The sequence below is a fragment of the Allobosea sp. NPDC055353 genome (assembly GCF_053644975.1).
The window spans coordinates 717,782-737,204 of record NZ_JBSHMC010000002.1 but is presented as its reverse complement, the minus strand read 5'-3'; the positions used below and the strand labels follow the sequence as shown (position 1 = coordinate 737,204).

19 protein-coding genes, 1 tRNA gene and 1 pseudogene are annotated in these 19,423 nt (G+C 65.9%); 10 read left to right on the top strand and 11 right to left on the bottom strand.

Annotated features, from left to right (window positions below):
• Positions 1 to 4: 4 nt before the first annotated feature.
• The 5 genes and pseudogenes from ACWIEX_RS16895 to ACWIEX_RS16875 form a co-directional block, all read right to left on the bottom strand.
• Entirely contained in the window at positions 5 to 1,408 is a 1,404-nt protein-coding gene (locus ACWIEX_RS16895) for a DUF1254 domain-containing protein (RefSeq protein WP_454034808.1), read from the bottom strand.
• 350 nt (positions 1,409 to 1,758) lie between these two features.
• Positions 1,759 to 1,872 (bottom strand): annotated as a pseudogene (locus ACWIEX_RS16890) (haloacid dehalogenase-like hydrolase); the annotation flags it as partial.
• A gap of 63 nt (positions 1,873 to 1,935) precedes the next feature.
• The gene (locus ACWIEX_RS16885) at positions 1,936 to 3,531 is read right to left on the bottom strand and encodes an arylsulfatase (protein ID WP_454034150.1); all 1,596 of its coding nucleotides are present in this window, start codon (positions 3,529 to 3,531) and stop codon (positions 1,936 to 1,938) included.
• 141 nt (positions 3,532 to 3,672) lie between these two features.
• Entirely contained in the window at positions 3,673 to 4,482 is an 810-nt protein-coding gene (locus ACWIEX_RS16880; protein ID WP_454034149.1) for a hypothetical protein, read from the bottom strand.
• Positions 4,483 to 4,604: 122 nt separating this feature from the next.
• Positions 4,605 to 4,850, bottom strand: a complete 246-nt coding sequence (locus ACWIEX_RS16875; RefSeq protein ID WP_454034148.1) for a hypothetical protein — start codon at positions 4,848 to 4,850, stop codon at positions 4,605 to 4,607.
• Positions 4,851 to 5,163: 313 nt separating this feature from the next.
• Here ACWIEX_RS16875 and ACWIEX_RS16870 point away from each other — a divergent pair, with 313 nt between their 5' ends.
• Together ACWIEX_RS16870 and ACWIEX_RS16865 are read left to right on the top strand one after the other, a co-directional pair.
• Positions 5,164 to 6,042, top strand: coding sequence for a SphA family protein (locus ACWIEX_RS16870; protein ID WP_454034147.1), 879 nt, complete (start codon positions 5,164 to 5,166; stop codon positions 6,040 to 6,042).
• 391 nt (positions 6,043 to 6,433) lie between these two features.
• The gene (locus tag ACWIEX_RS16865; RefSeq protein ID WP_454034146.1) at positions 6,434 to 6,754 is read left to right on the top strand and encodes a hypothetical protein; all 321 of its coding nucleotides are present in this window, start codon (positions 6,434 to 6,436) and stop codon (positions 6,752 to 6,754) included.
• A gap of 99 nt (positions 6,755 to 6,853) precedes the next feature.
• Here ACWIEX_RS16865 and ACWIEX_RS16860 read toward each other — a convergent pair.
• From ACWIEX_RS16860 to mnmA, 3 genes are all read right to left on the bottom strand, one after another.
• Positions 6,854 to 6,930, bottom strand: a tRNA-Met gene (locus ACWIEX_RS16860).
• A gap of 67 nt (positions 6,931 to 6,997) precedes the next feature.
• A complete protein-coding gene (locus tag ACWIEX_RS16855) occupies positions 6,998 to 7,654 on the bottom strand; it encodes a class I SAM-dependent methyltransferase (RefSeq protein WP_454034145.1) in 657 nt (218 codons plus the stop codon).
• 37 nt (positions 7,655 to 7,691) lie between these two features.
• A complete protein-coding gene (mnmA, locus tag ACWIEX_RS16850; protein WP_454034144.1) occupies positions 7,692 to 8,876 on the bottom strand; it encodes a tRNA 2-thiouridine(34) synthase MnmA in 1,185 nt (394 codons plus the stop codon).
• A gap of 252 nt (positions 8,877 to 9,128) precedes the next feature.
• Here mnmA and fliK point away from each other — a divergent pair, with 252 nt between their 5' ends.
• The 8 genes from fliK (at position 9,129) to flbD (ending at position 17,051) form a co-directional block, all read left to right on the top strand.
• Positions 9,129 to 10,634, top strand: a complete 1,506-nt coding sequence (gene fliK, locus ACWIEX_RS16845) for a flagellar hook-length control protein FliK (protein ID WP_454034143.1) — start codon at positions 9,129 to 9,131, stop codon at positions 10,632 to 10,634.
• 15 nt (positions 10,635 to 10,649) lie between these two features.
• Positions 10,650 to 11,312 carry a flagellar hook assembly protein FlgD gene (locus tag ACWIEX_RS16840; RefSeq protein ID WP_454034142.1) on the top strand — a complete coding sequence of 221 codons (663 nt, stop codon included), beginning with the start codon at positions 10,650 to 10,652 and terminating at the stop codon, positions 11,310 to 11,312.
• Positions 11,313 to 11,419: 107 nt separating this feature from the next.
• Positions 11,420 to 11,695 carry a CtrA inhibitor SciP gene (gene sciP, locus ACWIEX_RS16835; protein ID WP_038359348.1) on the top strand — a complete coding sequence of 92 codons (276 nt, stop codon included), beginning with the start codon at positions 11,420 to 11,422 and terminating at the stop codon, positions 11,693 to 11,695.
• Positions 11,696 to 11,896: 201 nt separating this feature from the next.
• Entirely contained in the window at positions 11,897 to 13,594 is a 1,698-nt protein-coding gene (gene fliF, locus ACWIEX_RS16830) for a flagellar basal-body MS-ring/collar protein FliF (RefSeq protein WP_454034141.1), read from the top strand.
• Between the two features lie 14 nt (positions 13,595 to 13,608).
• Complete coding sequence (fliG, locus tag ACWIEX_RS16825) at positions 13,609 to 14,688, top strand: flagellar motor switch protein FliG (protein WP_454034140.1); 1,080 nt, start codon at positions 13,609 to 13,611, stop codon at positions 14,686 to 14,688.
• 1 nt (position 14,689) lies between these two features.
• A complete protein-coding gene (locus tag ACWIEX_RS16820; RefSeq protein WP_454034139.1) occupies positions 14,690 to 15,280 on the top strand; it encodes a FliH/SctL family protein in 591 nt (196 codons plus the stop codon).
• A gap of 11 nt (positions 15,281 to 15,291) precedes the next feature.
• A complete protein-coding gene (fliN, locus tag ACWIEX_RS16815; RefSeq protein ID WP_061969600.1) occupies positions 15,292 to 15,642 on the top strand; it encodes a flagellar motor switch protein FliN in 351 nt (116 codons plus the stop codon).
• A 44-nt stretch (positions 15,643 to 15,686) separates the two neighbouring features.
• On the top strand, positions 15,687 to 17,051 hold the full coding sequence (flbD, locus tag ACWIEX_RS16810) for a sigma-54-dependent transcriptional regulator FlbD (RefSeq protein WP_454034138.1): 1,365 nt from the start codon (positions 15,687 to 15,689) through the stop codon (positions 17,049 to 17,051).
• A gap of 12 nt (positions 17,052 to 17,063) precedes the next feature.
• On the opposite strand, the gene ACWIEX_RS16805 is transcribed toward flbD, so the two are convergent.
• The 3 genes from ACWIEX_RS16805 to ACWIEX_RS16795 all read right to left on the bottom strand — a co-directional run bounded on the left by ACWIEX_RS16805 (position 17,064) and on the right by ACWIEX_RS16795 (position 19,320).
• Positions 17,064 to 17,387: a hypothetical protein gene (locus tag ACWIEX_RS16805; RefSeq protein ID WP_454034137.1), complete on the bottom strand. Its 324-nt coding sequence runs from the start codon at positions 17,385 to 17,387 to the stop codon at positions 17,064 to 17,066.
• A gap of 138 nt (positions 17,388 to 17,525) precedes the next feature.
• Positions 17,526 to 18,968 carry an MFS transporter gene (locus ACWIEX_RS16800; protein ID WP_454034136.1) on the bottom strand — a complete coding sequence of 481 codons (1,443 nt, stop codon included), beginning with the start codon at positions 18,966 to 18,968 and terminating at the stop codon, positions 17,526 to 17,528.
• Positions 18,969 to 19,035: 67 nt separating this feature from the next.
• Positions 19,036 to 19,320, bottom strand: a complete 285-nt coding sequence (locus tag ACWIEX_RS16795) for a hypothetical protein (protein ID WP_454034135.1) — start codon at positions 19,318 to 19,320, stop codon at positions 19,036 to 19,038.
• Positions 19,321 to 19,423 lie beyond the last annotated feature (103 nt).

The window sequence follows — 19,423 nt, the reverse complement described above, 5'->3', positions numbered from 1 at the left end:
CGATTCAGGGGGTTGCGACCTTCTCGACGTCAGGCAGCTTCCAGCTCTTGTCGAACAGTGCCTTGGTCGGTTGGTAGAGGCGGAAAAGCAGCTCGAATTTGCGCGCCGGGTCCGTAGGAACCCAATTGGCTTGCCTTCCGGCGGGAGCTTTCGGCCCGAAATAGACATCGACGCTACCATCGGCATTCTTCTGGATACCGGGCGTGATGGAGGCCACGCTTGCCCGGTCCATGTTCTTGATCAGCGCATGTGTTTCGCGGTCATAAGCTGTTGCCGACCAATACTGCCTGACCGGCGCATCTGCCGGGACCTTCAGCCTATAGGTCGCCGAACCGTCGAAGACGTTGCCGTCCTTGTCCTTGTTCGCCATCAGGTAGAACTGCGCGGTGCCAAGCCGCTTGATGCCGGTGAAGCCGAGTGTGTAGGAGACGCCGCGCGCATCGACCGGATACTCGTCGACATTGGCGTAGCCGGTCGAAACAGCTCTTGCGACCTCGATCATCGCCGCCGGGAACCAGCGGATGCCTTCGTTGATCACCGCGAAGCCTGCGTCGTAGCGAGCGGACAGCAAGGCCCCGGCCTCCTTCGCCGCGTTGTCGAACGCGGCCAGCTTTGCCTGGTCGGGGTTGAACGGCTTGCCCTTCTCGATGCCGAGCGTCCTGAGTTGGTCGATCATCGCGCGGTCGCGCGGTATCCAGGGCTCGTTCTGGATGACGCGATCGAGGTTCCGGAAGAAGCTCGCATCGTATTTGATGGTCGAGTCGAACATGACGTCATAGGCATCGGTGAAGCGCGTCGGGGCTGGCTTGGCCGCCTGTGCCAGCGGATAGACCTTGATGCGCTTGCCGTAAGCCACCGACTTGGCGATATCGGCATCCGAATGGCTCGGCAGGTTCGAGCGCATCAGCGCAAAGCCGCTATAGGTGTCGGACTGGAGCGGATAGTAGCCCGCGGGAACCTTGCCCTTCCAGCGGGGCGGCAGGATCGCGTATTTGCCGCCCTTGCCCTCGTCCGCGCCTTGGGGCCCTGCGTCCTCAAGCGGCATCTGCCAGATCGTGACGATGTTTCCGGCGATCGAGCCGCCCTGCGCCGGCGGAATCTCGATCACCATCGGCCCGTCTTTCACGTTCCAAAACGACATGAAGTAAATCGAGTCGGGATTTGGCGTGAGCGTCTGGTTTTTCCAATTCGCCGGCCGCGACCAGTAGACGATCTCGTTCATCTTGGCGCTGGTCTTGCTCAGCATCTCCTGCAGCATCAGGTCTGTATTGACCGCCGGCATGCCCCAGATGACGGCCTCGACCGCGCGCCGTTCAACCAGCCGGCGTTCAAGATCACCGGGCGCCGGCTGCTGCGCCTGCGCGGTCGTGAAGAACAAGGCGAAAATAGCAGTGAAGACCGCTCTCATCATGGGCTCCCACGATCGGCGTCACGCGACCGCATCCGCCGAAGAGCGGTTTGCGTCTTCTCTGTCTGCGTGACGAGGAAAGCTCGCACGCGCCGTTGCCGCGTTTAAGACTGTAACGGTTACGAGAGTGAGCAGCAGGCATCGCTTGCCCTGGCACGCTGCGACAGGCGGATTCACGTCGCTGGGTTGAGCGGGGGCAATGGACCACCCGCGCTTCGATGAGACCGAGGGGCGTGCCGCCACGCCGAAACAGCACGCGCCAGTTCGCTCCCGCTTCGCTTGCTCCAATCACTGCCGCCAAACGTCGCGCGCTCGAGTTCCGCCAGACCTGGGACCAATCGTGGCTCGTTGCCCGTAGCCGTATACTGGAGCATCTGCAGGCCGCCATCGGAGTTGCCGAAGGTGAGGATCGGGCGGTGGCCGATGAAGCGGTTGATGCCGACCGGCTTGCCCGGTTCGTCCTCCCGGTCGTTGTTCCGAAGCGAAACGAGCCGCCCCATGGGGGCGGCTCGTTCAGTTGCAGGTGGTTACTTGCTCGCCCTGCTCGCGGCCTGATCGAGGTTCTTCATCAGGGCATCGACCATCTGGTCGACGCTGAAGCTCGCCGGCCGCTGGCTCGGCGGGAAGTCCTTGAAGGTTCCGAGGAAGGGCGCGACCTTGTAGACGCCGTACTGGATCAGATAGGCGTTCTTGGCGAGCCAGTCATAATACTGGTCAGACACGACATCGGCCCGCTCCATCGGATCCATACGCAGGTTGAACACCTTCGGCGCGCGCAGACAGGTGAAGGGGTTGGCCCACACAGTGAACCCACCCGGAGAGCGCTGTTCGCAGAACACGATTTTCCAGTCGCCGTAGCGATATGAGACCAGCTCGCCGTCATCGTTGAAGTAGAAGAACTCGTTGCGGGCCGATTTCGGCTGCTGGCCAGTGAGGTAGGCGAGCTGGTTGTAGCCGTCGAGATGGACCTTGGCCTGTTTGCTGCCGAGCGACGTCCCCTTTGCGAGCTTGTCCTTGACATCGCCGTCGCCCGCCGCCGCCACCAGTGTCGGGAACCAGTCGAGGCCGGAGATCATCTCGTTCGAGACCTCACCCGCCTTGATCTTGCCGGGCCAGCGGATCATCGCCGGCACACGGAAGGCGCCTTCCCAGTTCGTATCCTTCTCGGAGCGGAACTGCGTCGTTGCGGCATCGGGCCAGGACCACTGGTTCGGGCCGTTATCGGTGGTGTAGATGACGATGGTGTTGTTTGCGACGCCGAGATCGTCGATCGCCTTGAGCAACTTTCCGACGTCGCCGTCATGCTCGATCATGCCGTCAGCATAGTCGTTGCCGGGCATGCCGCTCTGCCCCTTCATCGCGTCGCGGACATGGGTGAAAGCGTGCATGCGCGTCGTGTTCATCCAGGTGAAGAACGGCTTGTTGGCCTTCACCTGGCGCTGCATGAAGTCGATCGCGCCGGCCGTGGTCTCGTCGTCGACCGTCTCCATCCGCTTGCGGGTGAGCGGGCCGGTATCCTCGATCTTGCCGTCGGCGGAGGATTTGAGCACGCCGCGCGGCGAACTCGACTTGACGAAAGCCGTGTCGTTCTTCGGGTAATAGGGCCGCTCCGGCTCCTCTTCGGCATTCAGGTGGTAGAGATTGCCGAAGAACTCGTCGAAGCCGTGCCGGGTCGGCAGGTATTCGTCGCGGTCGCCGAGATGGTTCTTGCCGAATTGCCCCGTCGCGTAGCCGAGCGGCTTCAAGGCCTCTGCGATGGTCACGTCGCGATCCTGCAGGCCGACCGTCGCGCCGGGAATGCCGACCTTGCAGAGACCGGTGCGCAGGCAGACCTGCCCGGTGATGAAGGTCGAGCGCCCAGCCGTGCAGCTGTTCTCCGCATAGTAATCGGTGAACATCATGCCTTCCTTGGCGATGCGGTCGATATTCGGCGTCTTGTAGCCGACGAGACCGTGCGAATAGGCGCTGATGTTCGATTGGCCGATATCGTCGCCGAAGATGACGAGGATGTTCGGCTTGGCAGAGTTCGGTGGGGTTGGAGCGGGTTGCGCTTGCGCCGGCAGCGCCGACAGGCCCAATCCGACCACAAGGCCTACCGCGGCGAGGAATTTATGGCGTCCCATGAAACACTCCCGGTTGCGGATCCGTCGCCGGGCACTGCGCATCATCGAGAGCACAGGCTTGGGTGCGCGACGCCGGGAAGGTCGCATGGAGGCAGGGGGTGCTTAAGGCTGTAACTGTATCGCGCAGCCTGCGCTGCAGCCTCAACGAGGGGCGATCACGGCTGAAATCGATTGCACCGCGGCATCGGCAAGATCGTCGATCAGTTCGAAACACGGGGTCGCCTTCGCGAGGAAATCCCGGAAGCCGGAAGCCAGCACCTCGCCATTGCGCAGATCGCTGAAACGCCAGGAATAGCGGCGGCGCTCGGCCAGTGGGCGCACAGCGATGTCGAGCGAATAGGTCTCGCCGGGTTGAGCGAAAAGCGCGTTGATCGAGCCGGATGCGGCGCTGCGCTCGACCGACGGCACGACGAGCGTCTTGAAGCGCGCCTTGCGCAAGAGGGGGAGCAGCGCGTCGGTGAAGAGCTCACCGCGCAACTCGACTTCGGAATCAGCGGGATCGGAGTGATCATGGATCACCACCGCCGCGACCGGCCTCTCTGCTCTCGCACCGATGATGCCTTCGAGGCGGCAATCCTCGCCGATCGACCCTGGCGACCGTGCGAATGTCGGCACATAGCTGCCTCGCGGGATCGTGATCCTGACGCGATCATTACCTCCCACGCCATCGTAGTAGGCGGTCAGGGCCGAACGCAGGCGCGTGGCTTCGATGCGTACGATGGGATCAACGGTTGGATCGAAGCTGTCGTCTCGCCCGAAGACGTCGACACCAATCGAATAGGCTTTGATCCGATCGGATCGCCCTTCGATCGTTTGCTCAACGACGAACCCCAGAAAACGTCGGTTGCGATCCGATATTCTGAGGGCGTCATTGGCAACTAGCGCCTGGAGAGTCGAAAGTATTTCTTCAGGAGAGGGCTCTTCACCCTCTGCCAATATCTTTCCGTCCATTGCTCCGCCTCCAAAGCCTGGATCGAAAAATCATCTTTCATCAATCGTTGTAACAGTGGCGCAACCATTGCCAACTTGGCAAGGTATGAACTCGCATCGCCGCACGGCCAAGAGCGGCTAGGTTAGGAAATCCTCTCTAGGATATCTTGTTCTGTCGCGGATGCGAGCGCGTTGTACTCCTCGGTGCGTTCCAGGCCAACAGCCGAAGGCGATTTGGACCAGTACGCCGCTGCCTCGCAGGCGGCCTCATAGGCCTCGCACAGTTCCGCCAGGCGGAGGTCGTCGCGATATTTTTCCCGCAGGGCAGCGCGCCGGTCCGGCCAGCGGAGCATCAGGCGGGCAAGCCCGCGTCTTTGCGCCTGTTCCATACGAGAGTACCCCCGGACCGTGAGGCGTATCGAAAGCATATACGCCCGAAATTTCTCTCCGGATGCGGTCGATACAGTTGCAATGCCGGCGGCCGCGCCCCGCGTGGTGTTTACGCTCGCAACTTGACGCTCCCCGCTGAATCATCAGACTCTTCGCTCTCGTGACGAAAGGGCGCAGACGATGAAGCGATTCAGGACCGCTCTTCTTGGCTCGGCAGCCGTCCTGTGCAGCACCCTGGCCCCTACGCAGCTCTTGGCGACCGAGGGAGGCGCAAGCCTCTATGTCCCGGGATTTCACGGCCCCGGGGCCGGAATGCTGCCGCCTCCGGGCTTCTATTTCGAGAATGATTTCTATTCCTATTCCGGGCGGCTTTCGGCACGGACCCGGACGCAGTTCGGCGGCGCCGTGCTCGGCAACGTCAAGGTCGAGGCTCGGGCGAATTTCATGACCCCGACCTGGGTCACGCCTGTCCAGATACTCGGAGGCAATCTTGCTTTTGCCGTTTCCATCCCATTCGGCACACCGCGGATCAGTGCTGGTGCCGTGATCGCGGCGCCGCGCCTCGGTCGCGCCTTTGGGGTCAGCACCCGCGATGCCACCTTCAATCTCGGCGATCCCATCGTCTCCAGCCTCATTGGCTGGCATTCCGGCAATTTCCACTGGCAGGTGGGTGGTTCGGTGAGCGTTCCGGCCGGCGCCTACCAGGAGGGCGAACTCTCCAACATGGCCTTCAATCGCTGGATCGGCGATATCTCAGCCGCAGGCACCTGGCTCGACCCCAAGATCGGCCTCGATATCTCCGCCGCCGTCGGTTTCGAGATCAATGGCAGGAACAAGGATACCGACTATCGCAGCGGCAACGCCTTTCACGCCGACCTCGCGATCACGCAGTATCTCAGCAAGGAGTTCTCGGTCGGCGTGATCGCCTCGCACTACCAGCAGGTCAGCGGCGACGGCGGCGGCGGTGCCTCGCTCGGTCCCTACAAGGGCCGCGTCACGGCCCTCGGCGGCTCGATCGGCTATAATTTCAGCGTCGCCGGTACGCCGATCGCGGCACGCCTCAAGGTGCTGCGCGAGGTCAGCGTCGAGAACCGGCCGCAGGGAACGATCGCCCTGATCAGTGTCGCCTTCCCGCTGGGGCATGTCCCGTCCCCCGCCGCCGCGCCGCCGGAAATGGTCGCCAAGCGTTGACGTGCATGCGCGATGCTTCGGCCGACTCCAATGCGGGGCGCAACCGCCGGAACGTCGAACATAGCTGGTTCAGGGCAATGTAGAACGCCTCGGCGAGGCTGAGGTCGACCATGTCGCCTCTCCGCAACCGCGGGAGGTAGGTCTTGATTGCGGGATCGGCGACCTTGAGCGAACGCGGGTCGAAATGGGCCGACATAGCTCACGACGCTCATAGCCGCGTCGAACCTTTCGAACCGCGCGGTCAACGTGATCGGCCGCATGACGAACCTGTCCGGCAGGTTCTGGCGATCGATGCTGGCCGAATGGAACGGGCCGCGTTCGCACTCAAGAACGACATCATCCATCTCCTTTCTGTCCTGATCCGTCTCATGACAGCTACAAGGCGAACGCGTTGGCCCGGGCGACCGGTCTGGTGCCGCAGGGGGCCACCAGTTCCCCGCTGAGCGCCTCCTTCCGCATCGAAACCGGGCAAACGCTTTCCGATGGACACCATCTGGCGAGCGCCTTCGAGTTCTCGATCGACACGTCCAGCGATGGTGGCAGCGAGCTCACGATGAGCAGGCCAGCGTTACGTTCGGCGCGTTCGCCTTCGGGCTGGCGGGCTCGCGCTTTGATTTCTGGACCGGCGACGACTTCGCCTTCATCGGTCGGATTGATGCTCGCCGAGCCGTTTCGCGAGTTCGGCCTGCGTCACTCTGCTTCGCGACTTTGACAATCGCATCGTGATCAGGGTGACGAGTTGGCTTCAACCGTTCCTGAAAGCAGAGGGAAGGTCAGAAAAAAGAAATCCAGCCACAGGGGGCTGGACCGATGGTAGCGGGAGAGGGACTTGAACCCCCGACACGCGGATTATGATTCCGCTGCTCTAACCAGCTGAGCTACCCCGCCACAGGGTCGGAACCGGCAGAGCCGGCTCGTCGTCGAGGCGCGATATAGGCGTCGTGAGCGGGGTGCGTCAAGCCTTGGATTGTGCGTTATCGGCAGAAGCCAGCTTGCGCAGCCGGACGACCTTGAAATAGCCGCGCCCGACATGGGCCGTCTCGTAGCGGCCCGTCGCCTGCGCCCAGCCGGTCAGCCGGCTGACCTTGAAGTCGGAACTCCAGCCGATCGCCTTCGACAAGGGCGCGACCGCGCTCCAGAACGGCGCAAGCAGGCCGCCATCGTCGACGAGGCGGCTCGATATGATGATCTCGCCGCCGGGCTTGAGGACGCGATCCATCTCGGCCAGCGCCTGCTCGGGATCGGGAACGAGCGTGATCACGAACTGCGCGGTGACCGCATCGAAGCATTCCTTCCCGAAACCGAGCCGGCAGGCATCCATCACCATCAGTCCGTGGACATGGTCGAGCTTCTGGCTCTCGACCTTGCGATGGGCGACCTTGAGCATGTCGAGTGACAGGTCGGCGCCGAATACGCGGGAGCCGGGCGTGAAATAGGGCAGGGTGAGCCCGGTGCCGACGCCGATCTCGAGGATGTTGGGTCCGCAGGCGCAGGCCGCTTCGACCGCCTCGCGCTGCGGGCGCGCCAGCATGTTCTGATAGATCCGGTCGTAGAACTTGGCCCAGGTCGCATAGACGCGCTTCTGGCCATCGAGATCGTAGGTCACCGGCATGGTCTGGAGTCCGAACGGAAGAGCGGGGCCTGAACGATCAGGACAGGGCGAGCGCGGCCGGTGAGGGCGAGGCCGGCAGGACGAGCGGACGGCGCAGGATGGTGCCGCCGCCCAGGACGCGGGAGCCGGGCCCGGCATCGGCGTAGATCACGCAGGCCTGGCCGGGCGAAACGCCCTCCTCGTCGCTGGCGAGTTCGATGCGCAGGCCGTCCTCGTCGCGGAACAGGCGGGCTTCGCGCGGGGCGCGGGTCGAGCGGACGCGCACGGCGACGTCGAGCCCTTCCCGCGGCAGGGCGTCGAGCGGCATCTCGCCGAGCCAGTTGAGATCGCGCAGGCGGATTTCGCCGACGCTCAGCGCCTCGCGCGGGCCGACGATGACGCGGGCATCGTCGGCGTCGAGGCGCAGGACATAGAGCGGCTCGCTCGCGCTGATGCCGAGGCCCTTGCGCTGGCCGACGGTGTAGTGGAGCACGCCGTCATGATGGCCGAGGATGCGGCCGTCGAGATGGACGATGTCGCCGGGGCGGGCGGCGCCGGGCTTCAGCCGCTCGATGACATCCGCATAGCGGCCGTTCGGCACGAAGCAGATGTCCTGGCTGTCGGGCTTGTCGGCGATGGCGAGGCCGAGCTCGGCGGCGAGCGCGCGGGTCTGCGCCTTGTCGATATGGCCGAGCGGGAAGCGCAGCAGGTCGAGCTGCTCCTGCGTCGTGGCATAGAGGAAATAGCTCTGGTCGCGGCTGGCATCGGCGGCGCGGAACAGGCCGCGATGGCCGTCGCCGAGGTCGCGGCTGAGCACGTAATGGCCGGTCGCCAGCGCGTCTGCTCCGAGCTCCTTGGCGAGATCGAGCAGGTCGCGGAACTTCACGGTGCGGTTGCACTCGACGCAGGGGATCGGCGTCTCGCCGGCAAGATAGCTCTCGGCGAAGCGCTCGATCACCGCGTCGCGGAAGCGGCTCTCGTAATCGAGCACGTAATGCGGGATGCCGATGGTCTCGGCGACGCGGCGGGCGTCATGGATGTCCTGGCCGGCGCAACAGGCGCCGGCGCGGTGGACGGCTGCGCCGTGGTCGTAGAGCTGGAGCGTGACGCCGACGACGTCGTAGCCCTCGCGCTTGAGCAGGGCTGCGACCACGGAGGAATCGACGCCGCCGGACATCGCCGCGACGACGCGTGTCGCCGCGGGCGGCTTGGCGATGTCGAGGGAATTGCGGAAAGCGGTCATTCTTGGCTGGGTCGTCGCTGGCTCGGGGGCTGGCGCGGGCATTCGGCGCATCTGCGGGCTCTATACCGGCTTTGGCCGGGCGCCGCCAGCAGGATCGGCAAATCCTGCCGGCCTGGGCCGGGGAACCGGGCTCAACTTGCCCGCCTGCAGCGGGGCATCGGCGCTAAGGCCTTGATTCAGAAAGGGCGGCTCCTGGCTTGCAACTTGCTGGGCAGGGTCGGGCGCGTTGTTGCCCGCGTCACGGGACCGTTCATGCCGATCCAGTCTGTGTTCACCCATCAGGCCTCTGCCGAAGCGCCGGCCGCCCGGTCGCGCGCCGGTCAGGCGGAGCCGCAGCAGGCTCGCGAGGCCTTCGTTCTGCCGGAGGCGGAGGCGACTGTCGCGGGGACGGTGAAGACCGGCGCAGCCGGGAAGGCCGCTGCCACGGTGGAACCGGCTGCGACCCACGAGATCAGTGGCGCCGACCAGATCGTCGACCCCGCAAAGGTGAGCGCGCAACTGGATGGGCTCCAGCCGGCTGCCGTGCCGGTGGTGCCGGCCGCGGCGCCTGCTCCGCTAGGCAAGCCCGTGCCGCAGGCGGCGAAGGCCGATGCGGGCGGGATCGCGTTCCTGATCGCGATGGCGACCGCCCAGGCGGGTGCCCGGATCGAAGCTGCCGGCGACGAACCGGCGGCGGAGACCGGGGAGGTTGCGGGCGAGGTCCGCGCGGGCGCGACCAAGAAAGACGGCAAGGCGGCCGTCGAGGACAAGGGCGAGATCGCGTCGGCGGCTGCCGCTCCGGCGGCCGAAAGCCCCGTTGCGGCGATGCCGGCGGTGGTCGTGATCGCACCGGCTCTGCTTCCGCAGGGGCCATTGATCGCCATCGATGCGGCTGCGGACGATGCTGCGGAAGCGGTGTCGAGCGAGGGCACGGCGAAGACCGGCGCAGCGAAGCCGGCGCTTGCCGCAGCGGCTGCGGGACTGCCGCTGATCGCGGCGGCGGCGCCGGAACAGCCGCAGGCGGGGATCGCCGCGGCGGCCGAGGGCAAGGCTACGGCAGGTGGCGTGCCGGCTGCCGGACCGGCCGGGCAGGCTGCGCAGGAATTTGCGGACGTCCTCGCCAAGGCCGACCAGCCGGCTGCCGCCAAGGGTGCGCAGGCTCCCGCCGAGGCGAAGGCACCGGATGCGCTCCAGCAGCAGCCGGCGGCCCCGTTCGACCTCTCGACCCTGCTGCAGCAGATGCCCGGCAAGCCCGGGCATGACCGCCTGGTCCAGCCGTTCGACCCCAATACTGCGCCGGGCGCGGCTCCCGGTGCTCCGGGGCCGAGCGCGGCGAACGGCCAGCCGACCCCGATCCATGTCGTGCCGATCGAGATCGGCCTGCGCGCGATGTCGGGCTCGCGGCAATTCGATATCCGGCTCGATCCCGACGAACTCGGCCGTGTCGACGTCAACCTGTCGATTTCCGACGCGGGCGAGGTCAGCGCCAGGCTGGTCGTCGACCGCGTCGAGACGCTTCACCTCCTGCAGCGCGATGCGCGCACGCTGGAGCGCGCCTTCGAGCAGGCCGGGTTGAAGCCATCCGACGGCGGCGTCGACATCACCCTGCGTGACCCGTCCGACCAATCGGCCTTCCGCCAGAACCGCCAGCAGGACGAGGCGCCGCAGCGCCCGCGCCAGCCTGGTGGCATCGAGCTGGCCGAGGACGCCCCCCTTTCGATCGATCCTGCCCCGCAGCGCCGTCTCATCCGGCTCGGCGGCGTCGATCTCAGCATCTGAACGAGGATCAGCGCCATGGCGGTTTCCGGCACATCAGGCACATCGGGTACCAGCAACAGCAGCGTGACCGGCTCCACGAGCGGGATCGCCAATAATTTCGACCAGTTCCTGACGCTGCTGACGACGCAGCTCAAGAACCAGTCGCCGCTGGACCCGCTCGACACCAACCAGTTCACGGCCCAGCTCGTGCAGTTCGCCGGCGTCGAGCAGCAGCTCCGGACCAACGAGACGCTCGGCTCCCTGCTCAGTCTCAGCGCCGCGGGCACGGCGACGAACGCGGTCGGCTTCATCGGCGCCAAGGTCACCGCCGATGGCACGACGACCCGGCTGATCGACGGCAAGGCCGACTGGAACGTGAACATGGCCTCGGCCGGCACCGCCACCATCACCATCAAGGATTCGAAGGGCAGCGTCGTCCAGACCCTGACCAGGACGCTGACCGCCGGCGACCAGACCTATAGCTGGGACGGCTCGACCTCGGTCGGCACCACGGCGCCGGACGGCGAGTACAGCATCACGATCGATGCCAAGAATGTCGCCGGCGAGAGCATCACGGCGAAGACGCAGATCAGCGGCGTGGTCGACGGCGTCGACTTCACCTCGTCGATCCCGATGCTCAAGATCGGCTCGATCAGCATCCCGATCGACAAGGTCAAGAGCGTGGTCCGCAGCGAGTGACCGGCTGCGAATCAGTCGTGGACATCCGGAGCGATCGTTTTAGCCAATTCTTAAAGCCGCCCGCCTATGATGCCCTCAGTAGCTCTGTTGAGTTGTGTGAGAGTACCATGACCGAGCCATTGCGACCGCGGGTGAAATACGTGATCGGACCGGACGGAAGTCCGCTGACGATCGCGGACTTGCCCCCGATGAATACCCGGCGCTGGGTCATCCGGCGAAAGGCCGAGGTGGTGGCAGCCGTGCGCGGCGGGCTGCTCAGCCTCGAAGAGGCGTGCCAGCGCTATACGCTGACCGTCGACGAGTTCCTGAGCTGGCAGATGTCGATCGACCAGCATGGCCTCGCCGGCCTGCGGACGACCCGGATTCAGCACTACCGTCAGTAAGAAACAGATATTCACGTTTCTTTTCAAAGGCGTCGGCCCGAACAGGGCCGGCGCCTTTGGCGTTTGCGCGAACCTCCGTCTGGAAAGTTTAACGACCCGCACCCAAAAATTAACCGGCCGCTAACCATGCACTGGGAAAAACTTGCCTAGTGGGTCGGAGCAGGTGCGCCGTCCCTGCGATTCTGTGGGACGGATGACGGCGTGAGCGGCCTGATCGAGCAGTTTGCCAAATTCGGCGCGGCGCGCCTGGCGGCCATGCTGGCCGTCACGCTGGTGCTCGTCGGCTTCTTCGGCTTCGTCATGCTCAAGATGTCCCAGCCGGCGATGAGCGTCCTGTTCTCGGATCTCGGCAGCCAGGACGTCAGCGCCATCCTCAAGGATCTCGACGCGCGCGGTATCAAGTACGAATTGCGCGGCGACGGCCAGACCGTGCTGGTGCCGAAGGCCGATGTGCCGCGCCTGCGCCTCGATCTCGCCAGCAAGGGCATCCCGGCCGGCGGCGGCGTCGGCTACGAGATCTTCGACAAGGGCGATGCCTTCTCCTCGACAAGCTTCGTCCAGAACATCAACCACCTCCGGGCGCTCGAAGGCGAATTGTCGCGGACGATCCGCTCGATCGGGCGGGTGCAGTCGGCGCGCGTCCATCTCGTCATTCCCGAGCGGCGGCTGTTCGAGCGCGATCGCGAGGCACCGCGCGCCTCGATCGCGCTCAAGCTCGCGGGCGATCTCGATGCGGCGCAGGTCAGGGCTGTGCGCCATCTCGTCGCCTCGGCCGTCGATGGGCTGAAGCCGGAGCGGGTTTCGATCGTCGACGAGCGCGGCAGGCTTCTGGCGGACGGCGCCCAGAGCGACCAGGGCCTGATCGGGCTCGGCATCGAGGAGCGGCAGACCGCGATCGAGAAGCGCCTCAAGGCGCAGGTCGAGGATATCGTCGCCAGCGTCGTTGGCTACGGGCGGGCCCGGGTGCAGGTCTCGGCCGCGCTCGACACCAACCGCGTCGAGAGCCGCTCCGAGAGCTTCGACCCGGAAAGCCGGGTCCTGCGTTCCAGCCAGAACCGGACCGAGGCCTCGACGACGAACGAGGGCGGCAACGGCACGGTCACCGTCGGCAACGAATTGCCGGGTGCGCAGCAGGCCCAAGGGGCGCAGCAGAACCAGCGCGAGAATTCCTCGAAGAACGAGGAGGTCGCCAATTACGAGATCTCGCGCACGACCCGCACCGAGGTGCTGGAAGGTGGGCGGGTCAAGAAGCTCTCGGTCGCCGTCCTCGTCGACGGCAACTACAGCCGAAGCCCGGCCGGCGAATTGTCGTACCAGCCCCGCAACAACGAGGAGCTGGAGCGGATCGGCGAGCTGGTGCGCACCGCGGTCGGCTTCGACCAGGCGCGCGGCGACAAGGTCGAGGTCGTCAACCTGCGCTTCGCCGAGGCGCCGCCGCCCCCGGCCGAACTCGCCGAGCAGACGCTGATGCAGCAGCTCACCTCCTTCACCAGGGAGGACCTCGTCCGTTTCGCCGAGCTCGGCGTGATCTCGCTGCTGACCCTGATCGTGCTGATGACCGTGGTGCGCCCGCTGCTGAAGCAGGTGCTGGCCTCCGACAACGGCAATGTCCGCGCGATTCCCTCCTTCATGCGCAATGGCACCGTCCTCGCAGGCCCGTCCGGCGCGACGGGAGACCCGGCCGGCAGCGGGCGGGCGGTGGCCATGGCCGGTTCCGATGCCGAGGCGCTGGCCGTGGAAATGGACCCGGCGCCCTCCGAGCGGATGCTGGCGATCGCCCAGGTCAAGGGGCAGCTCAAGGCGCAGTCCGTGGAAAAGATCGGGGCTCTGGTCTCGCAGAATCCGTCCGATTCGGTGGCGGTGCTGCGGAGCTGGATCCACGAGAAGTCCGCAGCGTGACGGGGCGCTGAAACATGGCTGACACCCGATCCATCGCAACGCGCAATACCGGTTTCCAGGACGCCATCGAGGGCGGCGGCTTCGGCGTGACCACCGTCGCCGAGATGAGCGGCCCGCAGCGCGCCGCCGTCATCCTGCTGGTGCTGGGCGAGGAGCACGGCCGCTCGATCTGGCAGGAGTTCGACGACGACGAGATCCGGATCATCACCCGCGCCATGGCCGAGCTCGGCACCGTCGATGCCGACGAGGTCGAACGGTTGATGCTCGACTTCGTCGGCAAGCTCTCCAGCGCCGGCGCCGTCACGGGCTCCTTCGACCGGACGATCTCGCTGCTCGAGAAAATCCTGCCGACCGATCAGGTGGCGCTGATCATGGAGGAAATCCGCGGGCCGGCCGGCCGCAACATGTGGCAGAAGCTCGGCAATATCGACGCGGTGGTGCTGGCGAACTTCCTCAAGAACGAATACCCGCAGACCATCGCGGTGATCCTCTCGAAAATCCGGCCCGAGCATGCCGCGAACGTGTTGCGCAACCTGCCGAACGATCTCTCGATCGAGGTCGTCGGGCGGATGCTGCGGCTGGAATCGATCCAGAAGGAAGCGCTCGACCATATCGAGAATACGCTGCGCACCGAATTCGTCTCGACGCTGACCCAGACGCGCCGTCGCGACCCGCACGAGATGATGGCGGAAATCTTCAACGGCTTCGACCGGCAGACCGAGATGCGCTTCCTCTCGGCGCTCGATGCCTCGAACCAGGAATCGGCCGAGCGCATCCGCGCCCTGATGTTCACCTTCGAGGACCTCGCCAAGCTCGACCCGGCCGGCCTGCAGACGCTGATGCGCCAGGTCGACAAGGACACGCTGGCGCGCGCGCTCAAGGGCGCCAGCCAGTCGATGCGGGACTTCTTCTTCGGTGCGATGTCGCAACGCGCGTCGAAGAACATGCAGGACGACATGGAAGGCCTGGGTCCGCTGCGCCTCAAGGAGGTAGACGAGGCCCAGACCAAGCTCGTCCAGATGACCAAGGACCTGGCCGACAAGGGCGAGATCGTGCTGTCCAAGGGCAACGCCGACGACGAACTGGTTTATTGAGATGGCTGCTGCGACCAAGTTCATGTTCGGGACGGATTTCCGCGAAGGAGGCCGCAAGGCCGCCGGGGAGGCCGATCTCGCCGCCGCCCGCGCGGAGGGCTTCCATGCCGGGCAGGAACACGCGCATCGCGAGGCGCAGTCGCAGCTCACCGGCCTGACGGGACAGCTCGCGCGTTCGGCCGAGCGGCTTTTCGCGCAGGAAGCGGCCCGTACGGCTGCGATCGAGGAACATGCGGCGCAGGTCGCGATCGTGACGGCGAAGGCGCTGGCCGGCGCCGCGCTTGCGGAGAAGCCGCTGGCGGCGCTGTCGGGGGCCATCCGGGAGTGCCTGAGCCATGCCCGTAGCGCGCCGCATCTGGTCCTGCGCGTCCATGAGAGCGTGGTCGAGCCTGCCGAGGAGCTGGTCCGCAAGCTCGCGCTGGAACACGGCTTCTCCGGCAAGCTGATGGTGCTCGGGCAATCCGACATCGCGCTGGGCGACGGGCGCATCGAATGGGCGGAGGGCGGCTTCGTCCTCGACAGCCAGAAACTCACGGCCCTGGTCGAACAGGCGGTCGCCCGCGTGTTCGGCCATGGTCATGCGGAATCATGAAGGTCTGAGCCATGAGCCAGCAGAACGATCTCAACCTGCCGCCGCTGAACCAGGCCGACCTGTCCTTCGACCAGGGCGACATGTCGGTCGCGCGTTCGGGGCCGGTGCCGGTGAAGACGGCCGAGGACCTGGAACAGGTCTTCGACGTGCCGGTCACAGTGTCCGCGGTGCTGGGCTCCTCGAAGGTCGCGGTCGGCGATCTCCTCCAGATCGTGCCGGGCGCCGTGCTCGAACTCGATCGGCGCGTCGGCGAAGCCATCGACATCTTCGTCAACGAGCGCCTGGTCGCGCGCGGGGAGGTCGTCGTCGTCGAGGACCGCCTGGGTGTGACCATGACGGAAATCATCAAGGCGGACCGGTGAGAGCCGGTCCTGCCACAGTGACAAAGAACAGAAGGACCTGAGCCATGCGCCTCATCATCGCCGGCGGTCTCAAGGGACAGATCATCGCAGCCGCCAAGATCGCCATGTCGCATGGCGCGGCCGTGACGCATACCGAGAGCCTCGACCAGACGCTCGCCGTGCTGCGCGCCAAGGGCGCCGATCTGCTGATGATCGACGTCGTGCAGCCGATCGCGGCCTATGTCGCGGCCCTGGAGGCCGAGCGCATCCGCACGCCGATCGTCGCCTGCGGCACCTCGACCGATACGCGCGCCGCTGTTGCGGCGATCCAGGCCGGCGCCCGGGAATATGTGCCGCTGCCGCCCGATCCGGAATTGATCGCGGCGGTGCTGGAGGCGGTCGCGGCCGACCAGTCCAGTCTGATCTGGCGCGATCCGGCGATGGAGCGCGTCGTGCAGCTCGCCTCGCAGATCGCCCGCTCGGAAGCGCCGGTGCTCGTCACCGGCGAGAGCGGGACCGGCAAGGAGGTGATCGCCCGCCACCTGCACCAGAAATCGGGGCGCAAGGACCGGCCCTTCGTCGCGGTGAACTGTGCGGCTATTCCCGACAACCTGCTCGAATCCGAACTGTTCGGCCATGAGAAGGGCGCCTTCACCGGCGCCATCGCGCGGCGCATCGGCAAGTTCGAAGAGGCCAATGGCGGCACGCTGCTGCTCGACGAAATCTCGGAGATGGACGTCCGTCTGCAGGCAAAGCTGCTGCGCGCGCTGCAGGAGCGCATGATCGACAGGGTCGGCGGTACGCAGCCGGTCAAGGTCGACATCCGGATCATTGCGACCTCGAACCGCAACCTCGCGGATGCGGTGCGCGACGGCGCCTTCCGCGAGGATCTGCTCTACCGGCTCAATGTCGTGCACCTGCGCCTGCCGGCGCTACGCGAGCGGCCCGGCGATATCCTGGTCCTGGCCGATCACTTCGCTAGGAAATACGCCGATCTGAACGGATTGCCGCCCCGGCCGATCGCGGCCGATGCGCGCAAGCTCCTGCTCGCCAGCGCCTGGCGCGGCAATGTGCGCGAGCTTGAGAACACGATGCACCGGGCGGTGCTGCTGGCGAGCGGGCCGGAAATCGCAGCCTCCGCCGTGCTCAGTCCGGAAGGGGAGGCGTTGGCGCCGGCTCCGTCGCGCGATCCCGCAGCGCGGGCGGCCCAGACAGCCGAGGCGATGACGCGCTCGCTGGTCGGGCACACCGTCGCCGATGTCGAGCGCGAGCTGATCCTCGACACGCTCGACCACTGCCTGGGCAACCGGACGCATGCGGCCAAGATCCTGGGGATCTCGATCCGCACGCTGCGCAACAAACTCAGCGAGTATACGTCGGCCGGAATTACCGTCGCCGAGCCCGGTCAGACGCGCATCAGCGCGGCCTGACCGGGAAACAGCTTACCAGTAGCGCCGGCGATAATAGCGCGGGCGCGCATAGTAGCGCGGACGGTAGTAGTACCGGGGACGGTAATAGGGCCGATAATACGGGCGCCGGTAATAGCCGTAACGCGGCCGGCGGTAATAATAATACTGGCTGAATTCGGCGTCGGTCTTGTCGAGCGCCTCCTTCATCTCGGCGGTCACGGCCTCGTCGCCCTGCTTGGGCTCGGCATCCGGCAGCGGTGCCAGCTTGGGCTGGGCTGCTTCGGCGGCGGCGATGCCGCCCATGCCGGCAGCGGCAAAGCCACCGACCAGTGTCATCAGGAATGAGCGTCTGTCCACGACGGCCTCCAGGCTGTTGTCACCACATCTCCCACGGCATTCTTAGACAGGGAATGCCAGTACGGAATAATGCATTTAAATGATGCTTTGTTCCATCGGGGCCGGCTTTCGCACGCTATGGTTACGGGCGGGCCATGGTCAATCGACTGCATTGAGCGGCCGCGCCACGCTCTCGAGCGGCTGGCGCTCCGCACGGATCGCGAAACGCGCGGCGATGGCCGCCGCCGCCAGCATCAGCGCCGCCCCCAGCAGATAGCCGCCGAAGACGCTGCCGCGCGAGCCGGTGTCGATCAGGATGCCGAAGAGCCAGGGGCCGGCGATGCCGCCCGCGCCGGTGCCGACCGCGTAGAACATCGCGATCGCGAGCGCCCGCATCTCGACCGGAAAGGTCTCGGAGACCGTGAGATAGGCCGAGCTTGCTGCCGCCGAGGCGAAGAAGAAGACCACGCTCCAGCACAGGGTGAGCTGCGAGGCCGTGAGCCAGTCCCTCCAGAAGAGGTAGCCGGTCCCGGTCAGGAGCAGGCCCGACAGCGCGTAGGTCGCGGCGATCATCACGCGGCGGCCGAGCGTGTCGAAGAGCCGGCCGATCAGGAGCGGACCGAGGAAGTTGCCGGCGGCGAAGGGCAGGATGAACCAGCCGATATCCTGCGAGGGCACGGCATAGAAATCGGTCAGGATCAGCGCGTAGGTGAAGAAGATCGCGTTGTAGAAGAAGGCCTGCGACAGCATCAGCGCCAGCCCGACCAAAGCGCGCTCGCGATGCGCCACGAAAAGCACGTGGAAGACCTCGCCGAGCGGTGTCGCGGCGCGCGGGCGCAACCGGGTCAGGGGCAGGACCTCGCCGGCGGGCGGAACGAAGCCGGCGCGGCGCTCGATATCGGCGACGATGGCGGCCGCGCGCTCGGGATGGCCATGGCTGATCAGCCAGCGCGGGCTTTCAGGAATCCATTGCCTGAGGAACAGGATGACGAGGCCGAGTGCGGCGCCGATGAAGAAGGCCAGACGCCAGCCATATTCCGGGTTGATCCAGGCGGGGTCGAGCAGGATGATCGAGCCGAATGCGCCCAGCGCCGCGCCGATCCAGAACGAGCCGTTGATGACGAGATCGGTCCAGCCGCGCACGCGGGCCGGGACGAGCTCCTGAATGGTGGAGTTGATCGCGGTGTACTCGCCGCCGATGCCCATGCCGGTCAGGAAGCGGAAGAGGATGAAACTCGTGACGTTCCAGGAGAAGGCGGTGGCGGCCGTCGCCGTGAGATAGACGAGCACAGTGATCGTGAAGAGCTTCTTGCGGCCGAGCCGGTCGGTGAGCCAGCCGAAGAAGACGGCGCCCAGCACCGCGCCAGCGATATAGGCGGCACCGGCGAGGCCGATCTCGGTATTGGTGAATTTGAGGACCGGGCTTTCCTTGAGGGCGCCCGAGACCGAGCCGGCAAGCGTGACCTCGAGCCCGTCGAGAATCCAGGTGATGCCGAGTGCGGCGACCACGAGCGTGTGGAAGCGTGACCAGGGCAGGCGGTCGAGCCGTGCGGGCACGTCGGTTTCGATCGTGCCGGTCTGCTGGTTGCCCGGCGCTGTCATGCCGGTGCCCTCCCGATATGCGATGAATGAAAAAGGCCGGCACCGCGAGGTACCGGCCCGGAACAGGTCAGCGGACGTAATAAACCCGGCCGTTGCGGACCACGCGCCGCGGGCGGCGATGGTAGACGCGCGGCGGCGGCGGCCGGCGGTGGCGCGGGTGGCCGCGGTAGTACTGGGTGAATTCGGCGTCGGTTTCGTCAAGGCCGGCCTTGAGGGCGGGGTCGATGTCGCCGGTCTTGGGTTCGATCGGGGCCGGATCTGGCTCGACCAGGCCCTTCGCCATCGCGGTGCCACCGATTGCAGCAACCGCAAGGCCGCCGACAAGGCTCGTCAGGAAAGAACGTCGATTCAAGGCAATCTCCAATATCGTCGGGATGCGGCGAGGTTCAGCCGCTCCTGAGCCGAGTGGGGCCGGCGAATGCGGCCATAACGCGGCCCTTTGACAACCATCCGTT

What these genes read in the sequence shown, in the direction of transcription:
- fliN (WP_061969600.1), top strand. Translation starts at nt 15,292, where the DNA reads ATGAGCCAGCAGAACGATCTCAACCTGCCGCCGCTGAACCAGGCCGAC.
- ACWIEX_RS16870 (WP_454034147.1), top strand. Translation starts at nt 5,164, where the DNA reads ATGCTGCCGCCTCCGGGCTTCTATTTCGAGAATGATTTCTATTCCTAT.
- ACWIEX_RS16880 (WP_454034149.1), bottom strand. Translation starts at nt 4,482, where the DNA reads ATGGACGGAAAGATATTGGCAGAGGGTGAAGAGCCCTCTCCTGAAGAA.
- sciP (WP_038359348.1), top strand. Translation starts at nt 11,420, where the DNA reads ATGACCGAGCCATTGCGACCGCGGGTGAAATACGTGATCGGACCGGAC.
- ACWIEX_RS16855 (WP_454034145.1), bottom strand. Translation starts at nt 7,654, where the DNA reads ATGCCGGTGACCTACGATCTCGATGGCCAGAAGCGCGTCTATGCGACC.
- fliK (WP_454034143.1), top strand. Translation starts at nt 9,129, where the DNA reads ATGCCGATCCAGTCTGTGTTCACCCATCAGGCCTCTGCCGAAGCGCCG.
- ACWIEX_RS16840 (WP_454034142.1), top strand. Translation starts at nt 10,650, where the DNA reads ATGGCGGTTTCCGGCACATCAGGCACATCGGGTACCAGCAACAGCAGC.
- ACWIEX_RS16885 (WP_454034150.1), bottom strand. Translation starts at nt 3,531, where the DNA reads ATGGGACGCCATAAATTCCTCGCCGCGGTAGGCCTTGTGGTCGGATTG.
- ACWIEX_RS16895 (WP_454034808.1), bottom strand. Translation starts at nt 1,408, where the DNA reads ATGAGAGCGGTCTTCACTGCTATTTTCGCCTTGTTCTTCACGACCGCG.
- fliG (WP_454034140.1), top strand. Translation starts at nt 13,609, where the DNA reads ATGGCTGACACCCGATCCATCGCAACGCGCAATACCGGTTTCCAGGAC.
- ACWIEX_RS16820 (WP_454034139.1), top strand. Translation starts at nt 14,690, where the DNA reads ATGGCTGCTGCGACCAAGTTCATGTTCGGGACGGATTTCCGCGAAGGA.
- ACWIEX_RS16800 (WP_454034136.1), bottom strand. Translation starts at nt 18,968, where the DNA reads ATGACAGCGCCGGGCAACCAGCAGACCGGCACGATCGAAACCGACGTG.
- mnmA (WP_454034144.1), bottom strand. Translation starts at nt 8,876, where the DNA reads ATGACCGCTTTCCGCAATTCCCTCGACATCGCCAAGCCGCCCGCGGCG.
- flbD (WP_454034138.1), top strand. Translation starts at nt 15,687, where the DNA reads ATGCGCCTCATCATCGCCGGCGGTCTCAAGGGACAGATCATCGCAGCC.
- ACWIEX_RS16875 (WP_454034148.1), bottom strand. Translation starts at nt 4,850, where the DNA reads ATGGAACAGGCGCAAAGACGCGGGCTTGCCCGCCTGATGCTCCGCTGG.